Here is a 19434-nt window from a genome sequence, read left to right as displayed (position 1 = left end):
GGCTCCGCCTCCCGGCAATTGGCAGCGTGTGGCGCAGTCACGCCCGCATTGCGTCCCAAGGCGAAGCCTTGGAACGAGTCACGCGACTACGAAACACCGATCAAGAAACACCGATCAAGAAACACCGATCAACAATCGAATCCCCATGCGTCTGACAACAACCCTCACCGTCGTCCTCGCCTTGATCCTCTCCGCGGCGGCATCGGCGCATGCCCAAACACTCGGTGAATACTGGGACACGGCCGAAGAGGAATCCAAGTACTACAAGATCGTCGAGATCCCGATGCCCGAAGGCACGGCGATCGAAGCGGGCAGCTTTGAAGTCTTGCCCGACGACCGACTCGCCATCGGAACCCGTCGCGGTGACATCTTCTTGGTCGAGGGCGCGTTCGAGGAATACCCGCAACCCAAATACAAACGCTACGCCAGTGGGCTCGATGAAGTCATGGGCATGTCGTTCAAAGACGGCGCGTTCTACATCACCCAGCAAACCGAAGTCACCAAGATCACCGACGAAAATGGCGACGGACTGGCGGACCGTTTTCGAACCCTCAGTGATACCTGGGGATTCCGCAACTATCACGAGTTCGCCTTCGGGTCGAAACTGGATCCCGAAGGCAACATTTGGGTCGGACTGTGTCTTTCCAAATCTTATCAGTCCGATGAGCCGTTTCGCGGCTGGTGTGTGAAGGTCACGCCCGACGGCAAAACGATTCCGATTTGCAGCGGCATCCGCAGCCCCTGCGGGATCGGCCCCAACGAACACGGCGTGATGTTCTACGCCGAAAGTCAAGGACCGTGGAACGGATCGTGCAGCTTGAAGGTCTTGGAGCCGGGCGGCTTCATGGGGCATCCGGCCAGTTTTCGCTGGTACGACTTGGCGGAAAACCTGGAAAAGCCCAAGGTGGAACCGAACACGCCGTCAAGGCTGATGACCGAACGGCGCCGAGTCAAAGAGTTGGTGCCGTACGCCGTCGTGTTTCCCTACATCAAGATGGGGCGATCGATCTCCGGCTTCATGGTCGATCGCACCGGCGGCAAATTCGGCCCCTTCGAAGATCAAATTTTCATCGGCGACTTCAGCCTCAGTGTCGTGATGCGAGCAACGACCGAAAAAATCAACGGGGTCTGGCAGGGCGCCTGCTACCCGTTCCGCGAAGGCCTGGCGACCGGGTTGTTGGCGTGTCAGTTCACGCCGCAAGGCGACTTGATCGTCGGCGGCACCAACCGCGGCTGGCCCGTCCGCGGCCCGCGAGAATTTGCCATCCAGCGACTCGACTGGACCGGGATCGTGCCCTTCGAAATCAAGCAGCTCAATGCGTTACCTGAGGGGTTTCGGGTGACGTTTACCAAGCCCGTGGATCCCGACATCGCGTCGCAACCGGAATCCTACCGGCTGACAACCTACACCCACCTCTATCGCCAAGGCTACGGCAGCCCCGAAGTCGACCACACCACTCCGACTGTGACTCACGCGATGGTGTCCGAAGACGGTCTGACGGTTCAGCTGAAGGTTGACGGATTGGTCCAGGGTCACGTCCATGACTTTGACTTCCAAGCGATTCGGGAACCGAACGGCGGAAAGTTGGTCCACACCCGGGCCTACTACACCCTCAACGAAATCCCCAAGAGGCCCAGCGACGCGACCGCATCGAAGTAGCGGAGGGGGTAAGAAGATTTTGGAGGTAAGAAAATTTGGGTCGCGCCTTGCCCCATCGTTTTCCAAATCTTCTTACCTCCTCAATCTTCCTGCCCCCAAGCAGTTCCCCGGTCTGTCATCATTTTGCCCGCATTGTTTTGCCCATCGCCCCCGTACCACGCCTAACGATGCCCGAAACGAACTCACCGAGGATTGTCCGACGTGCACGCGCGTGACACGATCAGTAGCGAGCAAACGTGGAGGTTCGGTCATCACGATCGGTACGTTCGATCCTGGCACGCCCCCGATGCGCGGTCGTCGGAGTTTCCGCGAGAGATCGTGTTGGGAGTCGTGCACGGTTTGGGCGACCACTCGGGACGATTCGATGCCTTGGGGTGTTGGTTTGCCGGTCGCGGAATCCGCGTGTTTGCTTATGACCAGGTCGGACACGGTAAAAGCCCGGGACCGCGGATGCAGATCCCGAGCTACGAAGCACTGTTGGACGACGTCGAGATCTTTTTGAATCGTCTCAGGGAACGGCATCCCGATGCATCGGTCGGTCTCTTAGGCCAAAGCATGGGTGGCAACTTTGTAATCAACCATCAGCTTCGGCAGTATTCCAAGGTGGAGTGGATGATTGCGGGGTCGCCGATGTTGCGTTCGATGAAGCAGCCGGGACCGATCCACCTGTCTCTGCTGCGACTGTTCGCGAAAGTGCGCCCGCACCACGTGTTGAACACAGCCGTCGATCCGGCCCAGCTCAGTCGTGATCCCGCCGTGCAACGAGCCTTTCTCGACGATCCGCTCGTGCAGCAACGAATCAGTCTCCGTCTCGGCCGGGCCTTGATCGACTCCGGACGCTGGGCGCTCGATCACGCCGACCGACTCACCACCCCCACCCTGATCACCCACGGCGACGCCGACCAGATCACCTGCCATCAAGCCTCCATCGAATTCGCTCAGCGATCCCAAGGCCGAGCGATCACAAAGATCTGGGCGCAAGGAACACACGACCTGCATCACGACATCATCCGTGAAGACTATCTCAGCAGTCTGTTCGACTGGATCGTCGCCGAAGTGACGAATCGAGACAGCTAGTCGCGCGCCCTGCCGATAACAAAAACACCCCCGGAAGGTGTTAGCGGAACGGCGCGAGCCGTCCGGTATCAACGGGAAAGACCGGAGGGCTCGCGCCCTGCCGATAACAAAAACACCCCGGAAGGTGTTAGCGGAACGGCGCGAGCCGTCCGGTATTAGCGGGAAAGACCGGAGGGCTCGCGCCCTGCCGCTAACAAAAGCACCCCGCAAGGTGTTAGCGGAACGGCGCGAGCCGTCCGGTATTAGCGGGAAAGACCGGAGGGCTCGCGCCCTGCCGCTAAGACGTCGGTGTTCGGATTGTGGGCGTGCCGTCGCCTTGGTGGTTGTGGGGGCAATCGGTTGCGCGACGAGGAACACGGACACAATGAGTTCTCCAATGAAAGATCTCCTGCGACTGAGTCGATTCGATGCGGTCAGTTCGTTCTTGTCCGCCGTGATGATCTTTCTTGGTACAACGGTGTCGATGTTGTTCCTCCTGTGGTTGCTGGCAAGCGGTCCAGCCCCGCAACCGGGGATGCAGATTGAGCGGACGCTGACCAGCACCAGTCCGATCGGTTTTGCCCAAGATTTCGAACCGCCGGGGGCGGAGGAAGTCGCGGATTTGCGGGAGCCTTCGTTGGCGGAAACCGTTGACGCCGTCTCCACGACGCTGCGCCAAATGTCGCCCGCCGTGACGACCATCGCAAACCCCTCCCACGCATCTTCAAACGGATTTACGGACGGCAAATTCGACGCTCGGTCAACCGGTCCAGGAGACATCGACGCCGTTGGCCGCTGGGAACGCTGGGAGATCGTCTTTCACGCTCGCGGAATCAAGGATTATGCTTCGCAATTAGATTTTTTTGGGATCGAATTGGCGGCGTTCGGAGGAGGCGACAACGCGATCGAATCCGCCTCCCTTCTGGCGACCCACCCCGTCCGTCACGTCAATCGTCAGCCCAGCACCGAGCAGCGATTGTATTTTTCCTGGAAACGCACCAACCCCTTTGTCCAGTTCGATCGCCAACTTCTGGCGGCGGCCAACATTCCCACCGATGGACGAAACGTCGTCCGATTCATACCGCGCGACCTCGAAGACACGCTGGCGTCGATGGAAAAGGCGTTCTGCGAAAACAACGGCAGGTCGTTTCCCGGTGACATCGCCAAAACCACTTTCCAGAGCAGCGTGGCGGAAAAAGAATTCGTATTCCAGGTCGTCAATCAACGGTATCGATCCGGGCCCGATGGATGAGCCGTCAAACGATTGCGGAAAAACGCGAGATGTCCGTCAGTGGGTTGCCACGATGCACACTGTAAACGCCGTGTCTTTCTTGAGTCTCCTGAAGGTCGGTTTTCGTCATTTGATCGACAAACGCAACCCGAACATTGAACGCCGACACAGCACTAGCATTCGGGTTCGGATTGGGGGACGATGGATACATCGAAACGACGTTGTTTCGCGATGATCTGACCGACAGGATAAGAAACTTGCTGACGGCGGAAAAGTCTTGATGCCGTTGGATGACTACGGTTTCAGTACCCGGTTTGGATGGGTGACGGACTCTTTCGGCGTCTCCTGGCAACTGAATTTTGGCGAATGGCAGTGAATCGGGTTAAATGGTGATGTGGGGCGTCTGCCGCAAACGGGGAGAACAATCATGTCCAAATGTTTGGTCGCTGAATATAAAACGCACGCCGCTGCGAAAGTCGGCTTGGAAGAGCTCGAACAAGAACACTACACGTTAAAAAATATCTCGGTGGTCTCCAGTTCTACCGACCCGGCCGCGGTGCACCTCAATGAGCTTCATGAGGAGGACGAGCACAGTTCGGGCAAACACGGGCCCGACGGGCGGAGCACTTCGTTGGGAATGCTGATCGGAGGGACCGTTGCCGCTCCGATCGCGGCCGGAACCTTGGTCGGGCCGTTCATCATGGCGGGACCCTTGGTGGGAATGGCGATCGGCGCCGCCATCGGTAGCCTGCTCGGCGTGATGGATCGGTGGGGCGTCGACCACGACGTCAGCTCCGACTACGCAGCCCGTGTGGAATCAGGCTCGGTGCTGGTCATCGTTCACGATGTCGACAACAAAGCTCTCAACCACGCCGAAAAGGTGCTCAAAGCAACCGACCCCAAGACCCTGGAGCGATACGAGATGGACTAACCGTTGGTGTCCAGCCGTTGGGCGTTCCCTCTCGCTGCCGAGCAGCGACACCGGGCGGCGAAAGCCTGCACACCAGCACGCTCAGCGATCACTGGGGCGAAGTGTCCATCGGCAAGTTGCGCTGGCCCAATGCGTTGTCGAAATCCAAAACGGCCGCGGGATCATCGGCAATCATCTTGATCCGCGCCAAGTTCGTCCGGGCAGTTTTTTCTTCTTCCACTTGTTCGGTCACGAACCATTGAAGTTCGACCAGCGACGCGAATGCCTTTTGCTCCATCGCCATGTGGAACAGCTCGTCGATCCGTTTGGTGTTTGCCTGTTCTTGCTGCAACGCACACTCGAAAATTTCCACGATCGAATGGAACGTCTCACGCGGCGCGTCGAGCGGTGACAGCTTGACTTCGACGTCTCGATCGAGCAGGAATTCGTAAATTTTCATCGCGTGCGTGTACTCTTCCTGAGCCTGTGCCCGAAGCCATGCCGCACATCCGGAAAGTTGTTCGCGAGAACACCAGGCACTCATCGCCAGATAAGAATACCAGGACGCAAATTCCGAGGCGATTTGTCCGTTTAAGGCGTCGTTGATTTGTTGGTTTGACATTTTGGGGGGCTTTCGTGTGAAGGGTGGAACCGAAGTCGCCGAACATCGGTTTTCGCAGCGCCGCCGCGATCTGTCGAGTCCCAGTACGGATCCCAGGGCGGAGGATCCGGTGGGGGAGCCAAAAATAGAAAAGCTCTTTCTCGGAGAGCGTCTCGTTTGCACGATTGACCCACCTGGGCGAGCGTGAAATGGGCCATGGCGACAATCGCATTGGATCCGAATCGCGTTTACAATGCCCGCGCCGTAGCGATCCCCACCGCCAATCCTCCGCCCGGTCAGCCAATCCCGAACGTAGCGCATTGCGCTCCACATAACGGCAGACCACCAGATCGTAGTGGTTCGGCGCGGAGGTTTCCGCGATTGAGAGCATGGAAAAGGCCACCCGCTTCATCGGATCGAGAAGCTCGTGGCATGGCTTTGTTCTCCAAATGAGAAGAAGAAGGCATTCTGCCGATGCCCGATCAGCGAATTCGATGTTCAATGGCACTGCAATCACCGCACAGCGTTCCTTGCTATCCTGGTGCTCTTCATCAAAGACTCTGTAGACCGCGTAATTGTCGAAGATCGGTGTCATTGTGTAGGTCGTGATTTCACCAACCGTGATCGGAATCATGGTGAAACCACCGAACCGGGTTTTGTCATGGCAGTGTTCAACGGGCCCCTCAACGACGACAGCGTCGCCGGCTTTACCTTCATGATCCACCGAAGATGGGTTGATGGCTCTCGGCATCGATTGGCGATGTCTTTCCCGCAAGTCGGGTTCAAGCATGTTTAGAATTGCACACTTCTCAGCTTCGGAAAAATCAAGCGTTGCCAATTTGAGAAAGAGAAATGCATTGTTTGCTCCGACGAGTTGCCCTGCCGCTTTTGCCAATTCGCCTTTGGTGACAATCTTGTCATCTGCGTGAGTGAACAGGTGGTAAAACCGGCCTCCGTTGTCAAGCTCGCGAATAAGGTCATTGACTGATTTGAATGCTTTGACTTCTAGCATGAAATCCACCGCGACAAAAAGCTGATTCCAAGAGGGAGGCGAGCAAGATGCTCACCCCACTGTGCCAGTTTCGCGCAAGCCGATGGCAAGCAGGATGCTTACCCGACTTGGTTTGCTACAGCGTGGGCGGTGTCCAGTCGGGGATTCCCTTCTCTGCCAACTGCTTTTCGTACCGCACCTTTTGCGGCTGTTGCTCGGCGTAGGACGCGTCTTCGTTGACCATCAACGGCACGGTGTCGGCCCACCACTGGTCGTAGGCCTGACGCAGTTCGGCGATGACTTCGGGGTGATCCGCCGCGACGTCCTGCGCTTCATAGGGATCCACCGAGATGTCGTACAATTCTTCGTTGTTGACAAACCGCCACCGTTGGGTCCGAACGGCACAGTTTTTGAACTTGCTTTTATTCGGGTCCTCTCCCTTTTGCCAACGGCCCTGATGGACGAACAGTGTGCGATCCGGCCACGCGGCCTGGGGGTTTTCCAACAACGGAATCAAGGAGCGCCCGTCGATCGGTTGGATGTCGTCGGGGACCGTGACACCGGCCAGCGCGCAGAACGTCTTGTACAGATCGAGGTGCGCGGTCAGCGCCGGGATGTCGACGCCTTCGCCCAGTTTTCCCTTCCAACGCCAAAATGCCGGCACATGCGTGCCACCCTCATACGGTGAACCCTTTCCGGTCTTGAAGCCGGCGGTGAAGACCTGTTGTTGTTTGCCGTTCTTCTTGGCACTGCGTCCGGCTTGGCCATTGTCGGTCATGAAAATCACCAGCGTGTCGTCCCACAGATTCCACTGGTCCAACTTGTCCATCAAGATGCCGAAGTTGTCGTCGATGTTTTCGATCATTCCGTAGCGGCCTTGCAGATTCTGATCCCAACCCAAGTCGCGGAACCGTTTCTTGTACTTTTCCGGTGCCAGCATCGGCCCGTGCGGTGCGTTGGTGGTGATGTAGGCGAAGAACGGAGTGTCTGATTCGTGCTGTTGTTTGATGAAGCCGAGTGCCGCTTGAAAGAAGACATCGGTGCAAAAGCCTTTCGTTTGCACGATCGTGTCGTTGTGCAGGATGACGTTGTCGAAGTATTTGCCGTCAGCGACACGATTGGGCGGGAAATCGGCGCAACTGCCGGGAAACGCTTGTCCGATCCCGCCGGCTCCGTGAATAAAGGTCTCGCTAAAGCCGCGGTTGTAGGGCTGGTAGGCGTCCTCGTCGCCAAGGTGCCATTTGCCAAAGATCCCCGTGGCATACCCCGATTCCCGCAACAGCTGCGGAAACGTCGTCGTGGACAGCGCCATCCGCTCGCGTTCTTTGATCGTGTGCGTGACGCCGTTGCGAAATTCATGACGGCCGCTAAAGATCGCCGATCGGGTCGGGGCGCAGGTCGGGCTGACGTGGAAATCAGTGAACCGAGTCGAGATCGCATGGAATCGATCCAGGTTGGGCGTCCGCAAAAGCGGGTTCCCCATGCAGGACAGATCGCCCATCCCCTGGTCGTCGGTCATCACCAAGATGATATTCGGTCGCGAGCCGGAAAGTGATTCCGCGGGCAACCGGGCTGCGAGCGTACAAAAAAGCACTCCACCAAGGACGGCCAGGGCCATGTGAATCTTCATTGTCTGTTTTGGGGGTGGGAGAATGGATTGCAGCAGAAAAGAGTTTAACCGCGGATGGCAACCAACGGTGGAGAAGAACGAAACGCTAACGCTTGTTCCCCGGCTCTGCCTTACGCCGTGAACGATATGTTAGCGGCAGGGCGCGAGCCCTCCGGTATGTTGGCAAAGATGCGCAAGCCGGAGGGCTTGCGCCCTGCCGCTAAAACCTCGTCAAACACAGGAAATAAATCGTTCACGGCGTAGGGCTCTGCCTGGGAACACAGTGTCCCGGAGGCTCCACCTCCGGCCCGAAGCCCGCGTGCGGCGGAGCCACACCGACATTGCGTTCCAAGGCTGAGCCTTGGAACGAGGCGTGATGACAGGCTGGAAGCCAATCCCACCTCGTCTCGGCTCAACTCGATCTCACTTCCCGTAGTGCGTGCGAATGTTCCGCTGGCCGGCCGCCAATTCCTCCAGTCGCCGCTGGAGATACCGGTGTGAGATCTCACGTGCCTTGGCCTGATCCGCGTCGTCATAGTCCCAAAATTCTTGCACGATCGCTTCGCACGCCGGGTAATGCGACCCGTCATCACCGACCCGCTGACGGGTCTCGGCCAGCTGAGATTTCAGCTTCGCGGCCAGATTCGCGTGCTCGGAATCATGGTACAGGTTGCGTGTTTCTTGGGGATCGTTGACCAGGTCGTACAGCTCCCAGCCGGCCGGCGTCTGGTAGCCGCCGTCGTAATTACAGCCGTAGTAATAGATCAACTTGTGCGTCTTGGTGCGGATGCCCATGTGGCCGGGATTGTCGTGGTGGGCCATGTGCATCCAGTAGCGGTAGTAGGCCGCCTGTTTCCAATCGTCGGGCTCTTCGCCGGATTCCAGCATGGATTTGAACGAGCGACCTTGGACGGTGGCGGGGATTTCAGCGCCGGCGAACTCCAGCATCGTGGGACCGTAATCGACGTTTTCGACGATCGCGTCGAAACGCTGACCGGCGGGAACGGTTTTTGGGTAGCGAACCAAGAACGGCATCCGCTGGGATTCCTCGTACATCCAGCGTTTGTCTTGGTAATCGTGTTCGCCCAGCATGAATCCTTGGTCGCCGGTGTAAATGATGACGGTGTTGTCCATCTGGCCCGTCTTTTCAAGGTGGTCGAATAGTCGCCCCAGGTTGTCATCGATGCCTTTGACGCAGCGCAGGAATTTCTTCAGGTACGCGTTGTACGCCAGTCGAGTGTTTTGCTCGTCGGAGAAATCTGCCGGGTCATAGCCTTTGGGGAATTCGTTGGGATACAGCTCGGGCAGATCCAGCAGGTAGGATCGACGTGGGTTGCGCGACCCGATCGATGTGCCGATGTGGGGAACCAACTCGTCGTTGTCGCCACGTGTCGCCAACGATCCGAACGACTCGCCACGTTTCCAGAGCGTTTCGGGTTCGGGAATCTCGACATCGGCCAAATAAGATTCGTAACGCGCCGCATTGTCAAAGTAATCGTGGGGCGCCTTGTAGTGATGCATCAAGAAAAACGGTTTGTCCTTGTCGCTGCGCTCGGAAAGCCACTTTAGCGACAGGTCGGTGATCGCATCGGTGACATGTTTGTCCTGAAAGCTGATCAGGTTCTTGCCCCACGGCTTGTCGCCCCGCACGCGAAAATCGGGGTTGTGGTATTTCCCTTGTCCGGGCAAGACACAGTAGTAATCAAAGTCGGCCGGCTCGGCTTTCAGGTGCCACTTGCCGATCATGGCGGTTTCGTAACCCGCCTTGCGCATTTCAATGGCCAACATCTGCTTGCCCGGTTCAACACTGCCGCTCAGGTCGAACGATCCGTTGACATGGTTGTATTGACCGGTCAGCACGCAGGCCCGCGACGGCGAACAGATCGAATTGGTGCAGAAAGCGTTGGTGAACAGGGCACCTTCCTTGGCCAGACGGTCGATGTTGGGCGTCGGAGCGATCTCGGCCAGGCGGCTGCCGTATGCGGAAATCGCGTGCGCCGCATGATCGTCCGACATGATGTACAAGATGTTCGGACGCTCGGCCGCGTCGGCTTCGCGCGACACCAGAGCGACGGCGAACAAAATACACAGGCAGAATGCAAAGGGGCGAAAAGTCATCATCAGATCAAACGTGGGGGCATTGGTGTCTACACCTCTTAAGTCACCCTCCCTGGCAGGGAAGGTCGATCGTAGCGAGGGGAGGGTGACTTTCAGTCTTGTGACTGGAGTCGACAGGGATGGACGTAGGGAGATCGAGTGGGGTGTGATTCGAGTGGTCAAACCGGCTCCGAACCGGCCACGCAGTATAATGCAGCCACTGACGATGATCACCGACCGTGCTCAGATTGTGGGCGATGTCGAAAAAGTCCTTTGCCGATCGTTGCCAACGCACGCCCGAATCAAAACAATTTTGAATGTTAGAAATCGGAGCGATCCCCCCAGCCTTGTTCAGCAACCGGAGTCTCGCTGATGAAACCGACCTGCCTGATTCTCTTTTTGCTCGCGATTCCGATCCCGTCGGCGGCGTTCGCCGAGGATTTACGACAGTCGGTCCGCGTCGACTATGAAACGCATCTGGCGGATTTGTTCGATCACTTTCACCGCAATCCCGAATTGTCGTTGGTCGAATACAAGACGGCGGCCAGGATGGCGCGGGAAATGCGCGCCGTCGGGTTTGATGTCACCGAAGGCGTCGGAGGCACCGGAGTCGTCGCGCTGCTCAACAACGGCGAAGGCCCGACGGTGATGATGCGGGCCGACATGGACGGATTGCCGGTCGAAGAGAAATCGGGACTTCCCAACGCATCCAAAGTGACGCAGCAGAGCCCGATCACCGGTGAGGTGGTTCCCGTGATGCATGCCTGTGGTCATGACGTGCATTTGACCAGCTTGGTCGGTACGGCACGCTACATGTCCGCCAACCGCGATGCCTGGCAAGGCACGTTGATGTTGATCATGCAACCGGCCGAAGAGCGTGTGATGGGCGCCCGTGCGATGAAACAAGATCGATTGTGGGAACGATTCGGCGTCCCCGATTATGCACTCGCCTTTCACGTCACCTCACGCGACCGATCCGGATTGATCAATGTCTCCGAAGGCAGCCCGTATGCCGGTTCCGACACGGTCGACATCGTCGTCCACGGTATCGGGGCACATGGCGCGAGCCCGCACCGGGGAAAAGATCCGATCGTCCTGGGCAGCCAAATCGTGTTGGCGCTTCAAACGCTGGTCTCCCGCGAGATCGCGCCGCGTGTTCCGGGGGTGGTGACGGTCGGTTCCTTTCATTCCGGAACGAAACACAACATCATCTCCGACAAGGCACATCTTCAGCTGACCGTCCGTAGCACCAGTCCGGAAACGCGCAAGACACTGCTGGATGGCATCCGCAGAATCGCGACCAACATGGGACGAGTGGCGGGGTTACCGGAAGACAAGTTGCCCGAAGTCACCGTGTCCAAGGAAGGTGTGCCGCCGACAAACAACACGCCCGAACTGGCGCGGCGATTGCGAGCCGCATGGCAGAAAAACATTGGCGAAAATCAAGTCATCGACGAACCGTCCAAAGGGATGGGGGCCGAAGATTTCCCGATCTTCACCAGCGATCCGACGATCCCGTCGGTCTATTGGTCTGTCGGTGGTACCCCGCAATCCGCCTTCGACACCGAAGCAGCCGGCGGTGCGGCGGTGCCGAGTCACCACTCGCCGTTGTTCAAGATCGAATCCCGACCGGCTGTCATTCGCGGCGTCGAATCCACCGTCGTTGCGCTGATGACGCTGATGGGCGGCGACGAATCAGGCGCCCGAAAGCCGAAATAAGTCGATTGCCTGAATGATCCATTCGCCGGGATGATTCGATCACGTGTTGCAGCCGATTACTCCATTTCGCCGTCACTGATCACCGCGTCATCGACGCTCCTGGCAATCATGATCGCTTCCTTGATCGACTGTTTCAGGTATTTCGTGTTGTCGTCGTCTGCGGGAACTCGCCCGCTAGCGATGTAGGCGGAATAAATCTGTGCCGCGGCCTGCACGATGACGCTCTCGCTGTGCTGCAACGTGATGTGCTTCTTCGCCATGTCTGAGGGGTCCTTTGAAAAATGTCTCTAGTGGAGATTTCAGTGAATCGCGTCAGTCTATCACAGGACCAGCGATTCGATCGGCCCGGCCGCTGACGCGTCNNGCCAGCGTCCGGGCCTCTCCGTTTGGCTTCACTTAGCGGTATTCGGTGTCAGTGTCGCAAGCTATCGGCTCACGCCCCGCCGCTCACCTTGAACACTCCGTCAGTTGGCCGCTTGTGATTTGATCACCAGATAGGGCTGGTCGGGCCGGTTGACGGCTGGCCATGGCGGAGCCAACTTCGGGACGTCCCAGATCAACTCGCCATTTCGGTGCACGATAAAACGGAGGCTGTTCTGTCTGCCTAATCCGTAATGCCATCGTGTTTGGCCGTCTCGCTGGCGGGCTTCGAGCAACAGCAGCACTTCCGGGTTGTTGGTGTTGCCTTGACAAAACGCGAACATCGCCCCGTCGACGATGCCCCGTTTTTCGCTTTGGTACCGAAAGATGGGTTTGGGCAAGCGACGCAAATTCCAGGTCGACGACGGATCCGATCGATCTTCCGCTTGGGCGACGAATTGTTCCGCGATCGCGTGCATCTGCCTGGATCGCTGAAACGGGCGATCGCTCGGCGCGGGGGCATCGGCAAGCAACTTCATCTCGAGCCCCTTTCCGGTCGACCAGGCCCTTGCTCCGTAACGCGTCATCGTCAGTTCCGACTCGCTGAGCGATTGCAGTTCGGTCGCCTGGTGCGTGTGCGGAGAAAACCATTTGTAGATCGACGCGATCGCTTCGGGGCGGCCGTCCAGCGTCCAAATGTAAACGTCGCCATAAATTTGACCGGACACCGGATTGGTCCAACGCAACAGCGGTTCGGTTTCCCACTTCAGCTTTTGGGAACCCTGGAACAATTCCAACGCTTTCGCTTCCACCTTGGCCAGTTCGATCGCCCGCTTGGCCTGGTCCTCTGACGCCTCTTGGGCCATACCCCAGCATGAAATCAAACACGACATCATGACACAGAAAGCACGCATGGTTCACCTGATGCACCGAGGGAGTTTTACGTTGGGTGTACTGATACCGTTCCGCAATGGAGAAGTTGTCACGATAAGACGTTTTGTCTATCACGTCAAGCAAAATGAAGTGAAGCGGGTGGGAGGCGGAGTCTGGTAACAAGCGAAAGTGGCACGAAACCGGAGAGGTCGCAGATCACGTCGTGCGACGCCTTCACGGGCCGTCTACAATCAAACGTGTTGAGATTCATGCATCGATTATTCGGACGACTGCTTTGAGAAACATCATCATTCTTTCGTTTAGCATTTTCCATTGGCTTTCGATCGCGTCGATTTGGGCCGGCGATCTGTCACCTGTTGTGATCGAAGATGCGTTGCAGCACGTTCGGACCACTGCAGAACGCGAATGGGCGTGGTTTCCTGAGAACGCCCCGACGCAACGCTTCGAACGAGAATTCGAATCGTCCGCCAACCCTGAAGCTTGGACGCTGACGCTCCGTCAGCAGAATGTCAAACAGGCTTGGGACGTCCGGCTCAACGGAACGTCACTGGGAAGACTCGTTCGCGACGAGAATGACATGCGGGTCGACTTCCCGGTCCCACCGGGCAGCGTGATCGACGGCAAGAACCGTTTAGAGATTCGTCAAAATGGTAGCGACGCCGATGACATTCGGATCGGGGAAGTTCGGCTTTACCCGACTTCGGCGGAGACGCGTCGCAATCTCGCCCGGGTCGAGATCTCGCTGGTGGATCCCGCCGGTGCCCCGATCCCTGGACGAATCACGATCACCGATCAAGCGGGCGCGTTGATTCCCGTCGGTGCCGTGTCCAACCACGACACGGCCGTTCGCCAGGGCGTGGTCTACACGCTCAGCGGCAAGGCTGCCTTCGGTGTCGCGCCCGGTCAGTATCGCATCGTTGCCACCCGAGGATTCGAATACTCATTGGCGGACGTGACGGTTCAGCTGACGGCGGGACAACGGATCACAAAAACATTGGTGTTGTCACGCGAGGTCGATACACGCGGCTGGGTCGCATGCGACACCCACGTGCATACGGTCACACATTCCGGTCACGGCGATTGCACCATCGAAGAGCGGATGGTGACGTTGGCCGGCGAAGGCATCGAGTTGCCGATCGCGACCGATCACAACAAAGCCATCGATTACCGGCCGATCGCCGAGTCGATGGGCGCGGACGCCTACTTTACGCCTGTCATCGGTGATGAATGCACGACGAAACAGGGCCATTTCAATCTCTTTCCGATCCGTCCCGACAGCGAGCTGCCCGATCATACGCAAACCGATTGGAAACCATTGCTGGCCGACATCGCTTCGACGCCCGATGTCAAAGTCGCGATCTTGAATCACGCACGCGACATTCACAGCGGATTTCGGCCCTTCTCGCCGGCCCGCCACAACCGTTTGACCGGCGAACGACTGGACGGACAATCGTTGGATTTCAATGCGATGGAGATCATTAATTCGGGAGCGGTCCAAACCGACACGTTGGAATTGTTCCACGATTGGTGCGGCTTGATCAATCGCGGACTGGACGTGACCCCGGTTGGTTGCAGCGATTCGCACGATGTCGCTCGTTTCATCGTCGGTCAAGGCAGAACCTACATTCGCTGTGACGATGCAAACCCTGGGCAGATCAACGTCGCCGACGCGATCGACGCGTTCGTTCAAGGACGGGTCATTGTCAGCTACGGCTTGCTGGTCCATTTGACGGTCCACGACGACTCGGGGCCGGGCGACCTGGTTTCGCTGGATCCCGATCAGGGAGATCTGGTGGTGACCGCGCGGGTGACGGGACCGGCGTGGACACGGGCCGATTCGGTCGCCTTGTACGTTTGCGGCCGCGAGCGGTTTCGGCACTCGGTCGCTCCTGTGCCGGGTCGCGAAACCGCTGTCGATTCGCATGTCACCTGGCGTCTGCCACGTTCCGAGTGCAGACACGATCTGTGGCTGACTGCCGTGGCCACCGGTCCCGGCATCACCGATCCCTCCTGGGCGACGGCTCTGCCCTACCAGCCGACGTCCACTTCGTTTTCCCACACGGTCTTCAGCTCGACAGGCGCCATTCGCGTTGATGGTGATGGAGACGGAACATTCACATCGTCCTTGGAGTCCGCGCGGCAGATTGTCCGGCGGCACGCCGGGGACGCCGCCGGATTGCTGAATCGTTTGCGTTCCAGCGATCCCAGTGTGATCCATCATGTCGCGTCGCTGTTGCGAACGTCCGGTGATGCGCTCGCGGAATTGGAGTCTTTGGCGCAGGGGAAGGTTGCCACGGCGTTGAGTGAAGCTCGCCGGGCTGATCGCATGTCGGTCATCGCCAAGCTTGAAGGTGTCGAATAACCGATCCAGGGGGCGACTGTCCCTTTCCAACCGCCTCAGAGACTCTTAGGATCAAGTGGATCGCAATTTTGAATCGCATTCGAATGGTTTTGGCGCCCCGGCGTCGGTAAGAATTTGCCAGAATGACCGAACCGCCTCCTGCCAAATCTCGCTCTTCACGTGAAGGACAAAACTGAAATGTCTAATTTTGTCGACCCCCGGACTTCCGGTAGCGAGCCGCAAGTGCAGAGTTCCGGATCCGGCAACGGCTGCCTGTGGGGCTGCTTGATCGCAGGCGGACTGTTCATCGGATCAATCCTGTGCGCCGGATTCGGCGGCTATTGGCTGATCAGTAGCCAGATCGCCAAATACACATCGGACACGCCGGTTGATCTGCCGACCGTCGAATACTCCGAAGAAGAACTCGCCAAGCTGGATGCTCGGGTCGAAACGTTTCGAGAGAAGCTTGATGCCGGGGAGACACCCGAAGAAGACCTGGTGCTGACCGCCGATGACATCAACGCACTGATCAGCAAAAACGAAGACTTCAAAGGAAAGGTTTACGTCAAAATCGAGAACAATCAGGTCGAAGGGGACGTGAGTATTCCGTTGGATAAAGTACCGATGGGCAAGGGACGCTACTTCAACGGATCGGCGACATTCGATGTCTCGATGGACGGTGGCGTGTTGATCGTCACCGTTGACCAAGCGGAACTTAACGGCGAGCCGTTGCCCGAAGAATTCATGCAGGCAATCCGGCAAGAGAATTTGGCTAAAGATGTCTACAAGGATCCCGAGAACGCCAAGTTCATGAGCCGGTTCGAAGACATTCGAGTCGAGGACGACAAGTTCATCCTCCGCGTCAAACGCGGTGGCGAACGCGGTGGCGAAGGCGGTGTCCAGACCAACCCGATGGTCGAGCCCGCTGACGAAACCGCGACCGAAACGGACGAAGTCGAAACGCCAGTCGCCGAGCCGGAAGTCGCCGAGCCAGAAGTCGCCGAGCCGGAGCCGGCCGGGGCGGCAAGCGAGTAGTCGGTAGGTCACGCAGTGCGAGACGTGATGGGGGCAAAACGATGGGGTGGCCGTTGGGCCCCGCCGTTCATCTTCCGATCTTTCGTCCTTGTCTCCCACTCTCCTTTCCTTCTCTCTCCTCTCGCCCGACGCCCCTGACCCGCCTTTCGTCTTGGTATACTCCGTGCTTTTCCCCCTGAAAGCATCCCTGATCCACCAAGGCAGGCGAGACGGATGATGAAACCAATCGAGCGTTCCCCTGTGCTCGGAGCAATGTTGTTGGCGGTCGGGTGCGCCATCGGTGGCCACAGCAGTCATGCGGAAGCCCCCCCCGGCGTTAACGTCACAAACATCCGCCGCGTCTTCGATAACGGCGAGCACAATGCGTTCACGGATCTGGTGCGTTTTCGCGGCAAGTTTTATTTGACCTTTCGCAGCTGTCCCGATGGGCACATGGTGCATCCCACTGCGTCGGTCATCATTCTGGCCAGCGATGATGCCGAAGTCTGGCATCCGGTTCATCAGTTTCGCGTCAAGCACCGCGACACCCGCGATCCGCACTTTCTGGTTTTTCAAGACAAGTTGTTCGTCTACACCGGCACCTGGTACAGCGGCGAAACAACGATCCCGGTCAGCGATTACGATCTCAACATGCACCTCGGCTATGCCGCCTGGAGCGAGGATGGGCAGAATTGGACGAGTCCGGTTCTGTTGGAAGGAACGTTCGGGCATTACATTTGGCGCGCCAATACGTTTGACGGAAAGGCTTACCTGTGCGGCCGCAGAAAAGCCAACTTCGAGGCCGGCCCACGCGGTGAAGGCAAGATCGTCGAGTCGTTGATGCTCGAGAGCGACGACGGATTGATCTGGCGCAAGCGGGCGTTTTTTCAAGAAGTCAACGGCGACGAAACGGCGTTTCAGTTCCAGGGCGACGGAAGCGTGATTGCGATCGGGCGTCGGGGAAGCGGCAAGGCGCAACTCTTGCAATCCAAGCCGCCTTATCAACAGTGGGACCGTCAGGAACTGGATCGTTACATCGGCGGTCCGTTGATCGTGCGGTGGGGCGATCGCTATGTCGTCGGTGGCCGCAAGTCGATCGGCGGCAAAGGTCCGAAGACCTCCATGTATTGGCTGATCGACGATGTGTTGCATGAATTCGCCGAGCTTCCCAGCGGGGGCGATACGTCGTACCCCGGCTTCGTTGCGCTCAGTCCAACGAAAGCGATCATGTCGTGGTACTCGTCGCACGAGAAAGACGCGGACGGCAATCCGATCACGGCGATCTATCTGGCTGACCTCGAGATCGCTCCGGTGCCGGTAGCACTGTGAAGCATTTACTTCTTGTGTTTCTTAAGGTTTTAGCGGCAGCGCGAAAGCGGGCTGTCGATTCAGTCGATGTTCCGAAATCAACGCGTCCATACCAGGTGCGACGCGTGAGCGAGGGGCGCCGCGTGGCCCCTTGCTCACGCGTGCGGGCTTAAATCGACAGCCCGCTCGCGCCCTACCGCTAAGAAATGCTTCATCGCTTGCCAAATTTCAGAAAGTAGAACATGAAACGAATTTTACAAGCCGTCGGTCCAGCCATCATTGTGGCGGCGGTGGTTCTCGGTCCAGGATCGATTTTGACCAGTTCCAAGGTCGGTGCTTCGTTGGGATTGCTTGGGCTGCCCGTTGTTTTTGCGGCGACGGTGTTGATGATCGCGATGGTCGCGTTATCGGCCAGGCTGGGGGCGGTTTACAAAAACAGTCCCTGTGATGAATTGGCAACTCGGTTGGGACGGCCCGTTGCCGTCGTGATCGGCGTGACGCTGTTCACGCTGGTCGCGTTTTTTCAGTCCTCCAACAACATCGCATTGATCGGCGGCGTGGAGCCGATGTTCGGCGACGATCCGTTGCCGCTGGCTGCGCGAGCGATTGTGTTGCTGGCCGTGAACGGTCTGGTGATCGCCAGTCTGTATCTGTTGAAAAACCTGTATCGCAGCGTCGAAGGGTTGATGAAGCTGCTGATCGGTTTGATGACGCTGGCGTTCTTGTTTAATTTCGTCGTGATCTTCGTCAGCCCGCCGGATTTTGAGCGTGTCGTTCCCGAAGCCGCGTTGGATGTGTTTGCGTTATTGGGAATGATCGGCACGACGTTTTCGGTCGGCGGCGCCTTCTATCAGGCCTATCTGGTCAAAGAGAAAGGCTGGGGGATCGGTGAAGTGCGACAGGGGATGATCGATTCGATCGTCAGCATGACCGTCTTGGGATTGATCACGTCGATGATTCTTGTGACGTCATGGCGGGTCTTTTACGGCAACCCCGACGGCGTGGCCTTGTCCTCGGTCGGTGATGTGGCACGCCAATTGGAGCCACTGTTTGGGGCGTCGGCCAAAATCATTTTCTGTACCGGAATCCTCGCCGGTGCCCTCAGTTCCTTTCTGGTCAACGCATTGATCGGTGGAACGGTGATGTCCGACTCGCTCGGCAAGGGTTCCAAGCTAGACGACAAATGGCCGCTGCATTTGACGACCGCCGCCTTGTTGGTCGGAATGTGCGTGGCGATCGCGTCGCTGGCCCGCGAAGGCAGCACGGTGCACCTGATCACGATTGCCCAGGCCTGCACGGTGTTGGGCATCCCCGCTTTGGCCGCCGCGTTGATCTATCTGGGCACGCGGAAGGAGTTGACCGGAGCACGTAAGGTGCCGCGCTGGATCATCGTGTTGGCAGTGATCGGTTTCCTGGTCTCGTGTGCCTTGGCCTGCCTCACAGCCAACAAGGTCTATCAAAAAATCAATCCGCCAGCGGCAGTCGTCATGCATGACGTGATCATGCCAGCGGGACGCGTTAGCGAGGGGCGCCGAGTGGCCCCTCGCTAACGCGTGCGGGCTTAAATCGACAGCCCCCGAGCCGTCCGATCGCGTTTCAGAACGACTGTGAAAGACCGGAGGGCTCGCGCCCTGCCGCTAACA

The 19434-nt window shown here is 58.1% G+C and carries 16 protein-coding genes; 11 read left to right on the top strand and 5 right to left on the bottom strand.

The features are described from left to right. The first annotated feature begins 145 nt into the window (after positions 1-145). From NZK35_RS17535 to NZK35_RS17515, 5 genes are all read left to right on the top strand, one after another. Positions 146-1660: a DUF7133 domain-containing protein gene (locus tag NZK35_RS17535; RefSeq protein ID WP_259633831.1), complete on the top strand. Its 1515-nt coding sequence runs from the start codon at positions 146-148 to the stop codon at positions 1658-1660. Between the two features lie 201 nt (positions 1661-1861). Further along, entirely contained in the window at positions 1862-2737 is an 876-nt protein-coding gene (locus NZK35_RS17530) for an alpha/beta hydrolase (protein WP_259633830.1), read from the top strand. Between the two features lie 376 nt (positions 2738-3113). Beyond that, positions 3114-3968 (top strand): hypothetical protein, encoded by an 855-nt coding sequence (locus NZK35_RS17525; protein WP_259633829.1) that lies wholly within the window; start codon positions 3114-3116, stop codon positions 3966-3968. Positions 3969-4102: 134 nt separating this feature from the next. Continuing rightward, the gene (locus NZK35_RS17520) at positions 4103-4228 is read left to right on the top strand and encodes a hypothetical protein (RefSeq protein WP_259633828.1); all 126 of its coding nucleotides are present in this window, start codon (positions 4103-4105) and stop codon (positions 4226-4228) included. A gap of 146 nt (positions 4229-4374) precedes the next feature. After that, positions 4375-4878 (top strand): DUF1269 domain-containing protein, encoded by a 504-nt coding sequence (locus tag NZK35_RS17515; RefSeq protein ID WP_259633827.1) that lies wholly within the window; start codon positions 4375-4377, stop codon positions 4876-4878. Positions 4879-4966: 88 nt separating this feature from the next. Here NZK35_RS17515 and NZK35_RS17510 read toward each other — a convergent pair whose 3' ends face one another. After that, a complete protein-coding gene (locus NZK35_RS17510) occupies positions 4967-5401 on the bottom strand; it encodes a ferritin (RefSeq protein WP_259633838.1) in 435 nt (144 codons plus the stop codon). A 484-nt stretch (positions 5402-5885) separates the two neighbouring features. Here NZK35_RS17510 and NZK35_RS17505 point away from each other — a divergent pair, with 484 nt between their 5' ends. Next, a complete protein-coding gene (locus NZK35_RS17505) occupies positions 5886-6254 on the top strand; it encodes a hypothetical protein (RefSeq protein ID WP_259633826.1) in 369 nt (122 codons plus the stop codon). Positions 6255-6585: 331 nt separating this feature from the next. Here the strand turns inward: NZK35_RS17505 and NZK35_RS17500 are convergent, their stop codons facing one another. Then, on the bottom strand, positions 6586-8079 hold the full coding sequence (locus NZK35_RS17500; protein WP_259633825.1) for an arylsulfatase: 1494 nt from the start codon (positions 8077-8079) through the stop codon (positions 6586-6588). A 402-nt stretch (positions 8080-8481) separates the two neighbouring features. Continuing rightward, positions 8482-10179 (bottom strand): sulfatase family protein, encoded by a 1698-nt coding sequence (locus tag NZK35_RS17495; protein ID WP_259633824.1) that lies wholly within the window; start codon positions 10177-10179, stop codon positions 8482-8484. A 348-nt stretch (positions 10180-10527) separates the two neighbouring features. Between NZK35_RS17495 and NZK35_RS17490 the strand changes: the two genes are divergently transcribed. Further along, positions 10528-11874 carry an amidohydrolase gene (locus NZK35_RS17490; protein ID WP_259633823.1) on the top strand — a complete coding sequence of 449 codons (1347 nt, stop codon included), beginning with the start codon at positions 10528-10530 and terminating at the stop codon, positions 11872-11874. Positions 11875-11930: 56 nt separating this feature from the next. Here NZK35_RS17490 and NZK35_RS17485 read toward each other — a convergent pair whose 3' ends face one another. Next, entirely contained in the window at positions 11931-12134 is a 204-nt protein-coding gene (locus tag NZK35_RS17485; protein ID WP_259633822.1) for a hypothetical protein, read from the bottom strand. A gap of 204 nt (positions 12135-12338) precedes the next feature. After that, positions 12339-13148: a hypothetical protein gene (locus NZK35_RS17480; RefSeq protein WP_259633821.1), complete on the bottom strand. Its 810-nt coding sequence runs from the start codon at positions 13146-13148 to the stop codon at positions 12339-12341. A gap of 254 nt (positions 13149-13402) precedes the next feature. Here NZK35_RS17480 and NZK35_RS17475 point away from each other — a divergent pair, with 254 nt between their 5' ends. The 4 genes from NZK35_RS17475 to NZK35_RS17460 all read left to right on the top strand — a co-directional run bounded on the left by NZK35_RS17475 (position 13403) and on the right by NZK35_RS17460 (position 19341). Next, complete coding sequence (locus NZK35_RS17475; protein WP_259633820.1) at positions 13403-15490, top strand: CehA/McbA family metallohydrolase; 2088 nt, start codon at positions 13403-13405, stop codon at positions 15488-15490. Between the two features lie 177 nt (positions 15491-15667). Further along, on the top strand, positions 15668-16504 hold the full coding sequence (locus tag NZK35_RS17470) for a hypothetical protein (protein WP_259633819.1): 837 nt from the start codon (positions 15668-15670) through the stop codon (positions 16502-16504). A gap of 213 nt (positions 16505-16717) precedes the next feature. Then, a complete protein-coding gene (locus NZK35_RS17465) occupies positions 16718-17812 on the top strand; it encodes a glycoside hydrolase family protein (RefSeq protein WP_259633818.1) in 1095 nt (364 codons plus the stop codon). 221 nt (positions 17813-18033) lie between these two features. After that, a complete protein-coding gene (locus tag NZK35_RS17460; protein WP_259633817.1) occupies positions 18034-19341 on the top strand; it encodes an NRAMP family divalent metal transporter in 1308 nt (435 codons plus the stop codon). Positions 19342-19434 lie beyond the last annotated feature (93 nt).

The sequence above is a fragment of the Stieleria sedimenti genome, assembly GCF_025060895.1.
Classification (GTDB): Bacteria; Planctomycetota; Planctomycetia; order Pirellulales; family Pirellulaceae; genus Stieleria; species Stieleria sedimenti.
Note: the sequence above shows the minus strand (reverse complement) of the source record. Positions and strands in the feature narration are given on the sequence as shown.